The 16,659-nt window shown below is 53.5% G+C and carries 14 protein-coding genes; 6 read left to right on the forward strand and 8 right to left on the reverse strand.

The window, feature by feature from the left end; genetic code table 11:
• Positions 1-355: 355 nt before the first annotated feature.
• The 5 genes from phaC to prmB form a co-directional block, all read right to left on the reverse strand.
• Positions 356-2,209, reverse strand: a complete 1,854-nt coding sequence (gene phaC / locus HZS79_RS07160) for a class I poly(R)-hydroxyalkanoic acid synthase (RefSeq protein ID WP_179927450.1) — start codon at positions 2,207-2,209, stop codon at positions 356-358.
• Positions 2,210-2,304: 95 nt separating this feature from the next.
• Positions 2,305-2,715, reverse strand: a complete 411-nt coding sequence (locus HZS79_RS07165; RefSeq protein WP_162218520.1) for a phasin family protein — start codon at positions 2,713-2,715, stop codon at positions 2,305-2,307.
• Between the two features lie 155 nt (positions 2,716-2,870).
• Entirely contained in the window at positions 2,871-3,281 is a 411-nt protein-coding gene (locus HZS79_RS07170) for a hypothetical protein (protein ID WP_179927451.1), read from the reverse strand.
• Between the two features lie 60 nt (positions 3,282-3,341).
• A complete protein-coding gene (aroC, locus tag HZS79_RS07175) occupies positions 3,342-4,433 on the reverse strand; it encodes a chorismate synthase (RefSeq protein ID WP_179927452.1) in 1,092 nt (363 codons plus the stop codon).
• Positions 4,434-4,446: 13 nt separating this feature from the next.
• The gene (prmB, locus tag HZS79_RS07180; protein WP_179927453.1) at positions 4,447-5,406 is read right to left on the reverse strand and encodes a 50S ribosomal protein L3 N(5)-glutamine methyltransferase; all 960 of its coding nucleotides are present in this window, start codon (positions 5,404-5,406) and stop codon (positions 4,447-4,449) included.
• 168 nt (positions 5,407-5,574) lie between these two features.
• Between prmB and HZS79_RS07185 the strand changes: the two genes are divergently transcribed.
• A complete protein-coding gene (locus HZS79_RS07185; protein ID WP_179927454.1) occupies positions 5,575-6,138 on the forward strand; it encodes a Smr/MutS family protein in 564 nt (187 codons plus the stop codon).
• Positions 6,139-6,156: 18 nt separating this feature from the next.
• Here the strand turns inward: HZS79_RS07185 and HZS79_RS07190 are convergent, their stop codons facing one another.
• Together HZS79_RS07190 and HZS79_RS07195 are read right to left on the reverse strand one after the other, a co-directional pair.
• Positions 6,157-7,197 (reverse strand): patatin-like phospholipase family protein, encoded by a 1,041-nt coding sequence (locus HZS79_RS07190; RefSeq protein WP_162218525.1) that lies wholly within the window; start codon positions 7,195-7,197, stop codon positions 6,157-6,159.
• Between the two features lie 34 nt (positions 7,198-7,231).
• Complete coding sequence (locus HZS79_RS07195) at positions 7,232-8,110, reverse strand: alpha/beta fold hydrolase (protein ID WP_179927455.1); 879 nt, start codon at positions 8,108-8,110, stop codon at positions 7,232-7,234.
• Positions 8,111-8,498: 388 nt separating this feature from the next.
• Here HZS79_RS07195 and HZS79_RS07200 point away from each other — a divergent pair, with 388 nt between their 5' ends.
• Positions 8,499-8,909: a LexA family protein gene (locus tag HZS79_RS07200; RefSeq protein ID WP_179927456.1), complete on the forward strand. Its 411-nt coding sequence runs from the start codon at positions 8,499-8,501 to the stop codon at positions 8,907-8,909.
• Positions 8,906-10,252 (forward strand): Y-family DNA polymerase, encoded by a 1,347-nt coding sequence (locus tag HZS79_RS07205; RefSeq protein ID WP_179927457.1) that lies wholly within the window; start codon positions 8,906-8,908, stop codon positions 10,250-10,252. The genes HZS79_RS07200 and HZS79_RS07205 overlap by 4 nt, the downstream gene beginning before the upstream one ends.
• Here the strand turns inward: HZS79_RS07205 and HZS79_RS07210 are convergent.
• On the reverse strand, positions 10,214-11,677 hold the full coding sequence (locus HZS79_RS07210; protein WP_179927458.1) for a sodium-dependent transporter: 1,464 nt from the start codon (positions 11,675-11,677) through the stop codon (positions 10,214-10,216). The genes HZS79_RS07205 and HZS79_RS07210 overlap by 39 nt on opposite strands.
• Before the next feature lie 158 nt (positions 11,678-11,835).
• Between HZS79_RS07210 and HZS79_RS07215 the strand changes: the two genes are divergently transcribed.
• From HZS79_RS07215 to HZS79_RS07225, 3 genes are all read left to right on the forward strand, one after another.
• Positions 11,836-13,119 (forward strand): M20/M25/M40 family metallo-hydrolase, encoded by a 1,284-nt coding sequence (locus tag HZS79_RS07215; RefSeq protein WP_179927459.1) that lies wholly within the window; start codon positions 11,836-11,838, stop codon positions 13,117-13,119.
• Positions 13,120-14,050: 931 nt separating this feature from the next.
• Positions 14,051-14,845, forward strand: coding sequence for a MipA/OmpV family protein (locus HZS79_RS07220; protein WP_340159015.1), 795 nt, complete (start codon positions 14,051-14,053; stop codon positions 14,843-14,845).
• Between the two features lie 116 nt (positions 14,846-14,961).
• The gene (locus tag HZS79_RS07225) at positions 14,962-16,620 is read left to right on the forward strand and encodes an alpha/beta hydrolase (RefSeq protein ID WP_179927460.1); all 1,659 of its coding nucleotides are present in this window, start codon (positions 14,962-14,964) and stop codon (positions 16,618-16,620) included.
• The last annotated feature ends 39 nt before the right edge of the window (positions 16,621-16,659 follow it).

Raw genomic sequence — 16,659 nt, forward strand, 5'->3', positions numbered from 1 at the left:
AAACCAAAAGGATCAACGAACTACCAACAAACATATAATACCAAGAGACAATAATAGGAAGTGAGGCGCGGCTAGTAGCTCAGGCATCGCTATGTAGGCATCATGTCGGTTGATGTCCATAACATCTTGAAGCAACAGCATCACTGGTCAATACCGAACAGTTTAATCGCGACACTCTTGGGGAAAATAGACCAACTAACAGTCCATAGTGCGGGAGATTTAGCGTGGAACGTTTAGTGCAAAATATGGTTCAAGTCACAATCTGTAGTGGATGGCCGAGTTAGGAACCCCTTCTAACACTAACCATCCTCTACAGTGTTTCACCCAACGTGACTAACAGCTGATCGTCAGGCAGTTATTGCGATGCCGGAATCTCACCTAACACTTCCGGAATGGTCATCTTCACGTAGCGTCCAGGTGCGCTTTCAATCACACTTAGCTCACCGTCTCCAGGCTGACGCGCAGGTACCATCTTCTCAGGGGTAGGATCCGCATAGCCATTCTCAGTTACCCAAGCCTGCCAGTGTGGCCACCAGGAACCTTCATTAAAGGTCGCCCCTTCCTGCCATGCTTCATGTGTTTCAGGCAGCGCGTCGTTCGTCCAGTAGCCGTACTTATTTTTATGCGGAGGGTTCACGATACCCGCAATATGACCAGAACCGCCCAGCACAAAGGTTACCGGTCCCTTGGGCAACAGCGCGCCATAATACGTGCTGTTCCATTTAGCGATGTGATCTTCTTTTGTGGAGATGAAGTAGCTCGGAGCGGATACTTTGCGCAGGTCGATCTTTACCTCATCCAGTTCGATACCGCCTGGCTCAACTAAACGATTTTCCAGGTACATATGGCGCAAGTACCAAGCATGGGTACCTGCGGGCAAGTTAGTGCCATCGGTATTCCAATACAGCAGGTCAAACGCGGCAGGTGCCTCACCTTTGAGATAATTATTGATGTAGAACGACCAGAAAAGATCGTTTTCGCGCAATAAGTTAAAGGTATAAGCCATTGAGCGACCATCTAAATAGCCTTTCGCCTGCAGCGTTTGTTCAATCCCATTCACCACGCGCTCATTAAGAAATACACTGATGTCGCCTGGATCTCGGAAATCTTGTAGCGTCGTCATGTAGGTCACTGACTTCACTTTACGACCACGCCGCGTACTGGTGAGGTAGGCCACCGTTGACGCGGTTAGCGTACCGCCGACGCAGTAACTCAGCAGATTGACCGACTTCTCACCACAGGCTTTTTCGATCGCTTCCATCGCGCTGATCGGGCCCATCTGCATGTAATCTGCCCAAGTGATATCCCGCTGCTCTGGGCCGGGGTTACGCCAGGAAATCAAAAATACCGTATGCCCTTGGTCCACCATCCATTTAACCAACGAATTATCTTCACGCAAATCAAGGATATAGTACTTATTGATCCACGGTGGAACGATCAACAGCGGTGTTTTGAAGGTTTTTTCCGTGGTTGGCGTATACTGAATCAGCTGAATTAGCTCATTTTCGTAGACCACTGCACCTGGGGTGACGGCAATGTTATCGCCTACCCCGAAAGCAGTACGATCGGTCATCCGCACGTTAATGCCTTCGGCGGAATTAGATAGGTCTTCTCGTAGGCGCGCCAGACCATCGATTAAGTTTTGGCCGCGAGTTTCCGCTGTGCGGCGCATCACTTCTGGGTTGGTAGAAGCGAAATTAGTCGGCGACATAGCGTTCACTAACTGACGGGCATAGAACGCCAAGTTGCGCTTTTGAACAGGGTCTAACCCATCAAGGTCGCCAATGAGCTCTTCTACCATCTGCGAAAACAGCAAATACTGCTGCATGATCGCCATGTAGTAAGGCTCTTGTGTCCAGGCGTCGTCTTTAAAGCGGCGATCACCTTTCGCAGGCGTTACCAATGGCGTTACCTGTTCGCCAGACATAGCACGCAGACCTTGCTGCCATAGTAGCCACTGGTCTTGCAGCAGACGCGACTGAGTTTGCCACAGCAGGTTGGGGTTACTCATCAGCGACTGCGCGGCCGCTTCAAAACTTTCGCGCATATCACTTTGAACGGAGTCAGCAGCTTCACTAGGAACCATCCGGGACAGCAAGTCTTCAAGCAGACCTTTGTACTGTTCACCGATATCATCAAGCTGCGTCTTCCATACTTCCAGCTCTTCTAGAGAAACGCCTTGAGACGGCATTTTCCACCCTGACTGCATACTTACTCTCCCCTCACCTGCTTGGCGTTATAGACACCCAGGCGCATCATCCAAAAGAACGCGGCGCCTTTAGGGCGCCGCGAACACTCGTGCGTTTAGCTTTTACGTGAAGATTGACTGGAGGCTTTCGCAGGCTGTTCGCCTTTCGCGGCAGCCGTCGCTTGCTCGTTCATTTTCTGACCGGCTTCGCTGAACAGTTTTTCCATTTCGGATTTAAACTGCATGCTCATTTCGCCCATCACCCGAGCATCTTCCTGCATTTGCTGAGAAAGCTCGTTCATCACTTCGGCTTGTTTGGTGCCGAAATCACGCAGGCCTTCTGCATCGTTAATTTCAGTCGCGCTACGAATCCGCTCGGTCCCCATTTGGCTGTAGCGTTTCATCGCTTCCAGCTGGTATTGGGTCATCTTTTCCATGTTGTTAAGCATCAACGAATTCATCTTACGCATTGGCTCGAACATTTTACGAGTTTGCTCGCTGAAGGCATCCATCATTTTATCTTGCATAGTAATTGCTCCTGTCTCTCATTCCTTGGCATGAGCCTGGAGTGGCTCATCACATGGCAAAATTGCTGCACTGCAAAAAAGAGTAATCGCTGCATTGCTGCTTTGCAACATTCTTAGCAACACGTCAACAACGCTACACATTTCACATTACATTTCTACCCTTTAGCGCGAGAGCGCGAAGAGGCGGTTGCTTTCGCTTTGGAGCTTCTCGCACTTGATGCGCTTTTTCCTGACGCCGCTGGCTTAGCTGCCTCTTGGGACTCGCCTTGATTTGTGTCGCCATCCTGTTCGGCACTGCTGCCTGAGGTTCCCGCTTTGCGCAACATATCCAACATCATCTGTTGATACGTGCCGAAATTAGCCAGCCCCTGGGAAACCCCCTGCTGCATCATTGGCTGTTGCAGAAAAGGTCTCATTAGATTCATGGGATCATAGCCATCTACCCCAGATTCCATTTGCCGCTGAATGTTTTCCAGCAGGTTTTGCTGAAACGCCTCAACATCCGGCAACCCTAGCGATTGGCGAAACTCATCCGGTGTCAGGTCAAATTCAACGTTAATTTTCATAGGCGGCTCCTTAACCATCTTCCTAGAGTGTAGCAGCGTTACGCCAAGCGCACCGTGCTGTTATTGTTGTTCTAAACGCGGCGTATCAACGCTAACATCGCCATTCTGTCCGCGGTGCCGCAGCCAGTGGTCTAGCAGCGTTATTGCCATCATCGCCTCGGCGATAGGCGTCGCGCGAATACCGACACAGGGGTCGTGGCGGCCTTTCGTTATTACCTCAACTGGCTGGCCATGTACATCAATTGAGCGCCCGGGGGTGGTAATACTTGATGTTGGTTTCAACGCTAAACGGGCAACGATAGGCTGGCCACTGGAAATCCCCCCCAGTACGCCACCTGCGTGATTAGACAGAAACCCTTCGGGTGTCATCTCATCACGGTGTTCGCTGCCACGCTGAGCAATACAGCCAAATCCAGCACCTATCTCTATTCCTTTTACCGCATTGATGCTCATTAAGCCATGCGCCAGATCAGCATCTAAGCGGTCAAATACTGGTTCGCCCAAGCCAACCGGCACACCGTCGGCAATCACAGTGATTTCCGCACCCACGGAGTCTTGGTCTCGACGCAGCTGATCCATGTAGGCTTCAAGCTCAGCCACTTTGTCCGGGTCGGGGCAGAAAAAGGCGTTTTCACCCACTGCATCCCAGGTTTTGAATTCGATGTTGATGGGCCCCAACTGGCTCATATAACCGCGAATTTGTATCCCTTGTGCTGCCAGCACTTTTTTGGCAATGGCGCCAGCGGCAACACGCATTGCGGTTTCCCGCGCACTAGAACGACCACCGCCCCGATAATCGCGATGACCATACTTATGGTGGTAAGTATAGTCAGCGTGGGCGGGACGGAATTGATCTTTAATTTTAGAGTAGTCTTTGGAGCGCTGGTCGGTGTTCTCAATCAGCAGACCAATCGACGTACCCGTAGTTTTGCCCTCAAACACGCCGGAAAGAATTCGCACCTGGTCTGGTTCTTTGCGCTGTGTGGTATGCCGAGAACTGCCAGGGCGGCGACGATCTAAATCGTGCTGCAGGTCTTCTTCACTGATCGGTATGCCAGGCGGGCAGCCATCAACAATCGCGCCTAAAGCAGGGCCGTGGCTCTCACCAAACGTGGTAACGGTAAATAGCTTGCCAAAGGTATTGCCAGACATGGGCGTTAGTTCCTCACGCAAAAGACGCCGCATGGGCGTCGAGTTCAGCGGCGCTCAAGGCAAAAACGCCCTGGCCGCCACGCTCGAATTCAAGCCACATAAAGGACACTTCGGGGAAAGCAGCCTCTACATGGCGATCAGAATTACCAACTTCAACAATCAGCCAGCCTTCATCAGTTAAGTGCTGCCGTGCTTCACGCAAAATACGCCGCACAATGTCCAGACCGTCTCTGCCAGACCCCAAGGCCAGCGCAGGCTCGTGGCGGAACTCGGCAGGCATGGTGGCTAAATCACGCTCATCGACATAGGGCGGATTAGAAACAATCAAATCAAAGCGCTGACCTTCCAGGCCGTTGAACACATCGGATTCAACGGCGCGGACGCGATCACCAACGTCGTGGCGGGTAATGTTCTCACGGGCAACGGCCAACGCATCTTGGCTAATATCCGCCAACGCAACGTCGCAGGTAGGCAGTACCAACGCTGTGGCAATGCCAATACAGCCAGAGCCCGTGCATAAATCCAGCACACGGGCTGGCGGCTCTTCGGGGAACCATGCAGCAAAGCCATCTTCGATCAGCTCAGCAATTGGCGAGCGCGGAATTAATACGCGCTCGTCAACGCTGAACGGGAAACCGGCAAAAAAAGCTTCGCCCAGCAGATAAGGCAGCGGGCGGCGGGTGGTCACGCGCTCTCGCGCCAAGCGAATGATGCGCTCGCGCTCTACCGGCAATAGCCGTGCGTCCAGTACCGCAGGGTCAACGTTCCACGGCAAGTGAAGAGCGCCTAAACAGAGTGCAACCGCTTCATCCCAGGGCGATTCGGTGCCATGCCCATAGTGCAACCCTGCCAGGTAGAACTCGCTGGACACCCAGCGCAAATAGTCGCGCAGTGTAAAAAGCTCACTTACCAGTGCCGGCTCTGGCAGCGAAAGCGTTGAGTGGGAGGTCTCATTATTGAGGTGCGTGGTCACAGCGGCTCCTGGCGTATAAAGGTTTATGAAAGGATTGTACCTTTGACGCTGCTTGGTTCACAGCGCATGGTCACTGAGCCTGGTTCACAAGCACGTCAGGCTCGCTATACTGTGCGCTTCTCAATTATGCTTATTTGTTAACACTTCATTTCTCTATCTGAGCCGACCATGACGCGACACCTGCCCAATGACGACGACATCAGTGCCTTTCGCCAAGCGCTGCAGGCGGCAGGTGTGCGCCGCATTGCTAGCAACCAAGCCGACCCCGGCAAGCCTAAACGCAACGACGATGCCCAGCAGGCACGTCGACGAGCTGCAGTAGAAAGCAACACGCTGCAAACCAGCGGACGCACGTCCGATGGTCGCGTCGAGGCGGTACGCCCTTCAGAATATTTAGAATTTAGCGTACCTGACCTCCCCTGGCGCACCTTTAGCCAGTTAAAGCGTGGCCAAACCGCTTGGCAGGCAGGGTTGGATTTACACGGTTACACCTTGGAAGAAGCTCGGATTGAGCTTGAAAGTTTTCTACGCGACGCTGCCACACAAGGCATGCGCTGTGTATTGGTGGTACATGGCAAGGCCTGGGGCACCACATCAGATTTTCCGATACTTAAAAGCCATACCAACGCATGGTTAAGAGAGTGGCCCGGCGTCTTGGCGTTCTGCTCCGCCACCGATATCGATGGCGGCACGGGGGCGGTATATATTCTGCTACGTAAACGCGGGCAGTAGGCTGCACTTTCGCCACGTTTACTCGGCTGCATCCGAGGCAATACCAGGCATCCTGCGCTTCAGTGCCTCATCGGCAAGATGGCGACCCAAGCGAATTAATTCGTTAGCACGATGAAATTCATAGGCACTGCAGACAGTTTTGGGAATTTCGATCAATACATCCGGCGGATAGCCCGCGATTTTATACTTCGCGAGCGCTGCCTGGGTGATATCAAACGACTCTAGAATCATATCGAGCTTTCCCCACTCGCGCTTACCGCGCAGGTCAACGGTTTCATCAACGTCGCCCTCTTCACCACTGCTGCCCCCCAGCCCATCCCACAGACGCCGCGTAGTGGCACGCACTTCATCCATCCAGCCACCGATATTGGCATCACGATCACGCTCTGACTCGGTGCGGCTATCGTTACAGTCTTCGCCAGGCAATAGCTCTTCTAATGATACCGGCTGGGGGCTATGGGCGGTTACGTTAACCGCCACCACGAAATCTGCTTCGTGGGCGGCCAATATCGGCATCATCGGCAACGGGTTCAGCAAACCACCATCGACGAGTACCTGATCACCGGCATGCACCGGCGTGATTACCCCTGGCACTGCGATAGAGGCGCGAATTGCCTGGAGCAACGGGCCATTTTGAAACCACACTTCACGCTGGCGAACCAGATCTGTCGCAACGGTCGTCACGGGAATTGGTAGATCTTCGATCAGCGTATCGCCCACCAACTCCTCTAGCTTGCTCATGACTTTGCTCGCTCTCATCGCGCCCATCGGACTCCAGGTCACATCAACAAGCTTGAGCACATCCAGATAATCCAGATGACAGACCCACTCTCGGTACTCAGGCAGTTTACCAGCGGCATAGATACCAGCGACAAGCGCCCCCATGGAGCAACCAGCAATAGAGATAATCTCAAAGCCGCGTGCTTCCAATGCTTCAATAACACCGATATGGGCATAGCCCCTGGCACCACCGCTGCCCAACACCAGCGCAACCTTATTACCGTCCTTAAATCGGTGGCTTGCCACGGGGGCCGCCGTTATATGTGTTACTTTCTTCATCGTCGTCTTCCTAGCGCTGGCCAATAGGTACCCGCTATACCTGATGCTGGATTATCTCAGCCACGTGACGAACCGCCTGGGGTTCAAGGTGCAAATGATGGCCACCCGCTAGCACATGGCGCGTTAATTGAGGCACCGCTTGGCGCGCTTTTTCGGCCCACACGCGGTCACCCATAATGCCCAGCTCTCCTTCTATCAATAGCACTGGGGCTTGGATCTCCGCCAGTAATGCCAACACCTGCTGGGGAGTAAAACGAACGAGTGACGGCTTTAACAAACGGCTATCGGTGCGCATTTGCACATGCCCATCGGCAGTAGCTTGGGTGTTACGCTCAACGAGCGGTGTTGCAGTGATGCTATCCAGCGGCGTGACACCGCCTGCGACCCGTGCGGCTACCGCACTCTCAACGTCTGGGTAGCGGGGGGCGCGGGAAAGCGGCCGACGATACGCGACAAGGCCTTTGCGCAGCTGGCCAGCAGTTTCTTCCGCAGGCGTGTTAAGCGCTCCTAAACCGTCTAGTAGAATTAACTTTTCTACTCGTTCTGGCAAGGCCGACGCCACCAAACACGCCACTGCCGCCCCCATGGAGTGGGCAAGCAATGTTGCCTTTTCAACTCCTAATGATTCCATGGTATCCAGCACATCGTGGGTGTAATCCCACAATGCATAATCGCTTCCTGCAGACGCATGGGCCGAATGCCCGTGGCCACGAAAATCGATGGCAACAATACGAATATTCAGCGCCTTCACTAACAACGGCGCTAGCCGAGTAAAACTTGCTGCATTATCTAGCCAGCCATGTAGTGCCACCCAAGTAGGCGCATTGGCGCGCCCCCAGCTAAGTGCCGCTAGCCGCCCCTGGGCAAGGGAGAGCGACTGCGCAGCGGTACCCGCACGGGTCAATTCGTTCATAAACAGGTTCTCTTTAAAGCCGGATAACCGAGCAGTGTCATATTCGTCAGATGACGCTCTACAGCGTAAACGTTACCATGCTAAGCGCAGCGCATCTGCTGCTTTTATGCGGATATCGTTCGCTTGCTACTACTGTCTCGTATTGCTCTTAACGATGATGACCAACAGGAAAATGGCTATGAAACCACGTCGTGACACCCGCGCCCGCAATCTTGTGTTCTTGATTACCGTGATAAGTGCCTTGGTGGTTGGCCTGTGGCTTGCCCGCTAAGTCAATAGCGCCCCAAGCACCCAGCCCCGAACGGCGCTTGCAATTTCTCCTTCATGAATAAATACTGCTTATATACACTGTATATAAACACACTATTTATTCATGAGGATGCCGACGATGCCGTTAACCTCTCAGCCGCTGCCCTTTCCACCGCTATACGGCCGTGCTGGGTTTAGCGGCTTTCCCTCACCTGCCCAAGATTACGAACCACGCACACTAGATCTCAATGAGCGGCTGATTAAAAACCCCGCCCAAACGTTCTACCTCACGGCCACAGGCGACAGCATGGAAGGCTGGGGAATCTTCGAGGGCGATTTATTGGTGGTTGATCGCAGCATACCGCCCCGTTTAGGGCATATTCTGGTCGCCATGTTTGAAGAGGAAGTGCTGATAAAGCGCTATGCGCTCTATCAAGGCACGCCACATCTTTGTTCGGCACATCCTCACTACCCACCGCTCCCCCTAGAAGAGACGGACTGCCAGCTATGGGGCGTGGTGCGCGCCGTGGTGCATGAGTATTTGCCATGATTGGCCTTGTTGATGCCAATAATTTTTATGTTTCCTGCGAGCGTGTTTTTAACCCCGCGCTTGAAGGCAAGCCCGTTGGCGTGATGTCGAATAACGATGGCTGTGTGATTGCCCGCTCGGCCGAAATGAAAGCGATGGACATCCCCATGGGCGCTCCCTCCTTCCAGCTGGAAGGCCTGCGCCGACAAGGAAAAATTCATTTACTGTCATCTAATTACGAGCTTTATGGCGATATGTCTGCACGACTCGCCCAGCTACTGCGGGATGCCTGCCCAGACGTCGCGCCTTACTCCATTGATGAAATGTTTATCTACCTGGATGGCTTCAGCGACGCTCAATGCCAAACGCTCGGGGAAGTCGTGCGCCGCCGTATTCGCCGCTATTTAGGGTTGCCCGTGTGTGTAGGGCTTGCACCCACCCATACGCTAGCCAAGCTCGCTAATCACGTGGCTAAAAAACAGTCTCACTACCAGGGTGTCTGCCTACTTACTGCCAACAGCCCGACCACAGCGGCACTGCTTAAACAGTTACCGGTGAGTGACGTATGGGGCGTCGGCAGACGCATAGCAGAACGGCTTGCGGTGAGCGGCATTCGCACGGCATGGCAGTTACGGGAGTGCGACCCGAAGCAGCTACGCAAACGATTTTCCGTGGTGCTTGCGCGTACAGCGCTAGAGCTACGTGGCACCTCCTGCTTGGAAATGAATGCGCTAGAGCAGCCACGTCAGCGCATCATGACGTCACGCTCCTTTGGTAAAGCCACCGGCGTAAAAGCGGAACTACACGCAGCGCTGCGCCGCCATGCCCAGCGTAGTGCTGAAAAACTACGCCAGCAGAAAAGCCTTACCCGCGCCGTGCTGCTGTTTTTAACTACCAACCGCCACCGTAAAGACCAGCCTCAGCTTGCGCCTAGCGCGATGATTCCCCTGGCGTCACCAAGCGACGATACGCGTATTATTTTAGAGGCCGTACGCGAAGGGCTTGAACAGATGTATCGGCCAGGTTTCCAGTTTATGAAAGCAGGCGTCATGCTGTTGGACTTAGTGGATGCGCAGCAGTATCAGCTTTCACTGCTGCGGCCCTCAACCAAAGCGCACCCACACTTAATGAACACCGTCGACACCATTAATCAGCGCATGGGGCAAGACACGATTCGCTTTGGAATGACGGAGGCAGAGGCACCGTGGCAGTTGCGCTGCGCGCACCGTTCTAACCGTTACACCACCTGTTGGGACGAACTCATGGAGGCAGGCACCCACCCTGGCGCCATTGCGGCCGCCAGGGTGAAGCGTGAACAACAGCAGTTAGCGCGAGCGCAACGCTTGGCGCAGCCGCGGGCTTAACGCTTCTCCGACCAGCGCAAAAATCACCAGAATCGCCAGTAGCACCGGCCAATGAACAGCAAACGACACTGGGTAAAGGCCCAGCGCGTCCACAAAAATGACCAGAATGCCCAACGGGCTGACGTAACGCACCATGGTCAGCCATAGCGCATAAGGCAACGGCGCAAGACCTAGCTCGTCGCGGAATGTCTCGCTTTTCAGCACAAACCCCGCCAGCAGCACCATGCCCAGACCACCCAGCGGCATCATCCAGCGCGAGGTTAAATAATCCAGCCAGTCAAAGAAGTTTTTACCCGCCAGTGTCCAATCAGCGCCCAGGTTAAACGACAGCATTGCCAGCGTACTGATCAGCCACAGTACAATACCGGTCGCCCAGGACGCTGACTTACGGGTCATGCCTTTGTTATCGCATAACCACGACACGGTAGCCTCAACCATAGAAATAGACGAGGTCAACGCCGCCATTGAAAGCATCAGGAAAAACAGAATGCCAAATAGCGTGCCCATCGGCATCGCCTGGAAGGCCAGCGGCAGGCTCATAAAGATCAGCCCCGGCCCTTCACCAGGATTCATACCGTTAGCAAAAATCACTGGGAAGATCGCCAGCCCCGCCATCAGCGCAACAACGGTATCGGCAATCGCCACGCTTACCGTGGTGCGGCCAATCGAGGCCCCTTTAGGCAGGTAGCTGCCGTAGGTAAGAATCGCCCCCGATGCCAACGACAACGTGAAAAAGGCGTGACCCAGCGCCGCCAACATGCCTTCACTCGAGAGGCTCCCCGCATTGAACGAGAACAAAAAACGCACTGCCTCGCCAAACCCACCGGAAAACACCCCGAAGATAATCAGCAGAACGAGCATGAGCACCAGCCCAGGCATCATCCAACTGACATTTTTCTCAATCCCCTCCTGCACACCTTTGCCCACAATCAGCATGGTGAGTAGCGTTACCAGAGTGCTCCAACCGCCCAGGGAAAACGGGTTGGCGTTATTAGCACTAAACACAGCAGCCATGTCATCAACGCTGCTGCCCGCCAAACCGCCGGTGAGCATTTTCCATAAATAGGAGAACGACCAGCCCGCTACCACGACGTAAAATGACAAAATCATAAAGCCGCAGAGCATGGCCATCCAACCAATCAGCGACCAGGCAGAGGAGCGGCCAGACTCATTGACAACGCGCCGTATCGCATCAATTGGGCTGCCACGGCCACGGCGACCAAAGGCGATTTCGGTCATCATCACTGGTACGCCAACGGCTAAAATGCACGCCAAATAGACCAGCACAAAGGCCCCACCGCCATACTCCCCGGTGATATAGGGGAATTTCCAAATATTGCCAAGCCCCACCGCCGAACCGGTGGCTGCCAACACAAATCCCCAGCGGCCCAGCCACTGAATGCGAGGTTGCCCAGAAGACGCCATGACCTTCCCACCTTGTCAGAAAAAAGCGCCTATCCTAGTGGATTTTATCGACAAAGCCCAAGACTCTTGTCGCCCCAAGACAACTCGCAAAGCGCATCTGAATCAAGAATCTGGCAGACTAGTGGGTGATAAACACCACCCAACGGAGAGTGCTTAACATGAGCAACAGCGCCAACCCCTGGACGCAGCCAATGCCCGACGCGCAGTTCAACATCATGCGCGATATTCTTGCCGCCCCAAGCCCAGTGGGCCTGGAAGGCGCCATGACCTACGGTGTGCTGAAGCCTTACTTTGAAAGCTTCGCGCCAAGCGACTGGCATCTGCATCAATTTAAAGGCAATGCTGGCGTAGTGCTGGATACCCATCCTGGCCGCGATGACATGTTCAAAGTGATGATCATCGGCCACGCGGACAAAATCCGCATGCAGGTTCGTTCTATTGGCGAAGACGGCAAAATCTGGATCAACACTGACTCCTTCTTGCCTACCGTACTGATCGGCCATGAAGTGAAGCTGTTCAGCGAAGACCCCGACGCCCCCGGCAGCTACCGCTGTATTCAAGGCGGCACGGTAGAAGCCCTGGGCGCTATCCACTTTTCTGACCCTGCCCAGCGCGATGGCAGTAAAGGTATCAAGAAAGAGCAGATCTACCTGGATCTGCAAATCCATGGCGAAAATAAAAAACAGCAAGTGCTGAACTTGGGTGTTCGCCCGGGTGATTCGATTATTTTCGACCGCCCTATTCGCCCTGGCTTTAGCCCGAACACCTTCTACGGTGCTTACCTGGATAATGGTTTGGGCTGCTTTGTTACCGCAGAAGTGGCGAAGTTAATCGCAGAAGCCGGCGGCACCGAAAAAGTGCGCGTGCTATTCGCCATTGCCAGCTACGAAGAAATTGGCCGTTTCGGCAGCCGTGTATTGGCTGGCGAATTAAAGCCAGACGCACTCATTGGCGTAGACGTTAACCACGACTACGTGGCCGCCCCCGGCATTGGCGACAAACGCATGCAACCGCTGGAAATGGGCAAAGGCTTCACAATGGCGGTAGGTTCTATTGCCAGCGAACAGCTCAACCGTATTATCGCCAGCGCCGCAAAAGAGCAGGATATTCCCCTGCAGCGGGATATCGTCGGCGTGGATACCGGCACTGACGGCATGGCTGGCGTGCTGGCCTCTATTGATAGTGCAGCCACCTCGATTGGTTTTCCAATTCGCAACATGCACACCATTTCCGAAACTGGCAACACCCAGGATGTGCTCGCAGCGATTCATGCGCTTACCCACACATTAAAAGCGCTGGATGCCCTACCCAACCTGAAACGGGAGTTCTTGGATAACCACCCACGGCTTGACCAAGCCAGCCCGCTTAGCCATCAGGGTAGCGACAAGCCTGATAATGACGAAGACAAAAAAACCTCAAAGCCAAAAAAAGCGAAAAAGTAGCATCATAAAAAGCTAGTGCAGCCAAGCACTAGCGTAAAAAAACCCCGGCCATTGCTGGTCGGGGTAGTAGTATTTCCTCCGTAATCCTTCTTCACGAACGTCCTGTTCGTGCATCCATGGTTTAACAAGCCTTCCTGCTTGCTCTTGCTCCCTAACACCTTCCTTGTGTTACTGCTCACCATGAACCGTATATATGTCAAAAACATTAACCTGAGATAAAAAATCACGTGTTTTGATTTTTTCTCCACTTACAGACCAACTAACAATTAGCCTGCTTATAAAAATGGCGAACGAGCAGAATGCTGTTTATACTTTTTAAACATCGTCACAGATGCATTTCTACACGGACGTTACCACGCTTGAACCCATTAACCCTATTGCGGCAGGAGGTTAGCGTGAGACATATCATGATCAGCCCGACAGTTTACGGTGTAGATATCATTTGCCGTCACTGTGGTAATGCAGAATCCTCGAAAACATCGTACCTAAAACGGTTTCGTCTCGAGGGCACTGGAAAAGACAGCGTTACGCTGCGTTGCTTGAGTTGCCAAACGGCGGTATCCACCCCGATAAGCATGCTCAGCGCTCTGTTTTACCATCACGCTTGCTAGCAGGTGGTGGGCTTCATAAAAAAACCCCGGGCATCGCTGGCCGGGGTTTTATCAGGTCCTCCCTAATCTTCCTTCACGAACATCCTGTTCATGTGTCCTTGTGCACCGCAAGCACTCCCTGCCTGCACTTCCTTGTAACGCCTTCCCTGCGTTACACACACAGTGCGCCCTATAGCCATGGATTTATCTAACCTAAGATATGAAACAGTAAAAAGTTTGCACTACCTCCGCGCCAAGCGCTTAGAGCGCTTGCAGTGGCTTGAATCAAAAACATACAATCACGTACGTTTACCAAACAAAACTAGACAAAAGGCCGCCCCGTGACCGCTATCGCTTTCTGCTCGACACCAAGCCCTCTTCGCCAACACCTCACCACGTGGCTAGCCGCAGCTTTCGGGCTCGCGCTAGCCACCCCCACCTTCGCGGAAAGCTGGAGCGGCAGCATAGGGGCGGGAGCTACCTATGCGCCTGATTACCTAGGTAGTGATGATTACGAAACTCGGCTACTGCCTGTTCTAAATCTCAGCTACGGGGATCAGCTGTCGATTAGCCCCCGTACGGGTATCGAATGGCACGCCATCCGCGAGGGCAACTGGACTGTTTCGCCATTTATTGGCTACACCTTTGGGCGCAATAATAAAGGTGACATAAGCCACTTTGAGAAAGTAAGCGGTGGCGCCACCCTTGGCCTGCGTGTGAGCTACCAAGAGGGGTTCTGGCGCTACAGCCTCGCTGGCAGCACGCCCGTGAGCGGTGATGTGGAAGGCGCTAAGTTTTCAGGTACCGCCGCACTAAGAATGCCGGTGAGTGAGCGCATGTTAATGACACTATCGCCAAGCATTACGTATTCAAATGAGAAATGGACCGAATCGCTATTTGGTGTTTCTGCACAAGACAGTGCGCGAAGCGGCGTGGCGGCCTACTCACCAGATAGCGGTCACTGGCGCTTGGGTGCCAACGCCAGCCTTAGCTACTCCCTAACGCCTGAATGGACAGCCACCGGCTTTGTGGGCGCGGCATATCTCACTGGTAGCGCTGCCGACAGCCCGATTGTTGATGAGTTGGGCAGCAACTGGCAAGCCCTCACAGGAGTATCACTAAGTTATCGTTTTTAAAACTATCACCTCTAAAGTCGGCCGTTTTTAACATCGATCGCTTTTGATACTGGCAGTTGACACTATCTTTATTATATAAGATTTTAATGCATCGCTTCATAACTTGAGAGCAAGCAATGGATAATAGCGCCAAGCGACTAGGGAAGGTCTTAAGCCTTAACCGCCTTTCGGGAACAGGGTTAGTGCTAGCAACGTTATTTTTTGCCCTCTCGTTAACCCCCAGTTTAGTTCCTCGTCCGCTGGTGGCCCAAGGCATTGTTTCCGGGCTTAGCTTTGCAGCAGGTTATGCCCTTGGTGTGATTGGCCATACGCTTTGGCGCTACCTACACTTGCCAGAGCCCAACCCCACATTAGAACGCTATCTGAAATGGCTCGCGGCGCTAGCCTGTTTGGGCATCTCAATTATTTTTCTTTGGCGTGCTGCTGAGTGGCAGGACAGTATTCGCCAGTTAATGGGCATGACTCCAGCTGAAGGCACTCGCCCGCTCTCTATTGCGCTCATTGCACTGGGCGTTTTCGCATTTCTGCGTATTATTGGTTTACTGTTCAAGCGTACCTTCAAACTGCTTTCTCGCAAACTTGCCCACATACTCCCCCGCCGCACAGCCTATGTATTGGGAACGGTCGCTTCTTTCGCACTATTTTGGATGGTCATTGAAGGCGTACTCTTTACCTACGCATTGCAAGTGGCTGACCGTTCCTATCAAGAAATGGATGAGATATTCCAGGATGACCTCGACCCACCTGACGACCCCATGAAACCCGGAAGCGCTGACTCTTTAATTAGCTGGGAAGCGCTGGGTAGCCGAGGCAGGCGTTTTGTCACTAATGGCCCAACCGATGTTGAAATCAGTGAGTTTCTAGGCGAACAAGCCCTAGATCCGATCCGCGTCTACGTAGGCCTCAATGCTGCCGACACACCCACTGACCGAGCCAAACTTGCTCTTGAAGAACTGATTCGCGTAGGTGGTTTTGAACGCTCTATGCTGGTGCTAGCCACGCCCACCGGGCGCGGTTGGATAGATCCCGGCTCTCAAGACCCCGTGGAATACCTTCACCGAGGCGATATAGCGACAGTAGCTGCACAGTACTCCTACCTTCCCAGCCATCTGTCGCTTATTTCGGAAGCGGAATATGGCGTCGAAAATGCGCGTGCGCTGTTCACCACCATCTATGATTACTGGTCTGCAATGCCCCAAGATGAACGCCCAAAACTGTACCTGTTTGGGCTGAGCCTGGGCGCGCTTAATTCAGACCTCTCATTTGATTTATACGACATCATCAATGATCCCTTCCACGGCGCACTGTGGAGCGGCCCCCCCTTTCGCAGCGATACATGGCGTAATATTACCGCCGACCGCGATCCAGGTAGCTCTGCATGGCTACCCACGTTTCATAATGGCAACGTGGTTCGCTTCATGAACCAATACCAAGGGTTGGATGAAGTCGAAGGCGAATGGGGAGATTTCCGTATTGCCTACCTGCAGTACGCCAGCGACCCCATTACTTTTTTTGAACCAGATGCTTTCTGGCGCGAGCCCGAGTGGATGCGTGATCCGCGAGGCCCCGATGTTTCACCGCAATTGCGCTGGTACCCAGTAGTGACCATGCTGCAGTTGCTAGCCGACTTAGCCACCAGCAGCGCTCCGCCAGGCTTTGGACACGAAATTGCAGCGGAACACTATATTGATGCCTGGGTAGCACTTTCTGAGCCACCCGACTGGGATGAGCAGGCGCTCAACCGCCTACGTGAGCGCTTTGCCCAACTCCATTAGCGCTTCAGCGGTAGTCGCTGAAGAAGGCGGGGCTGGCCG

This window comes from Vreelandella zhaodongensis (genome assembly GCF_013415115.1).
GTDB classification, from domain to species: domain Bacteria; phylum Pseudomonadota; class Gammaproteobacteria; order Pseudomonadales; family Halomonadaceae; genus Vreelandella; species Vreelandella zhaodongensis.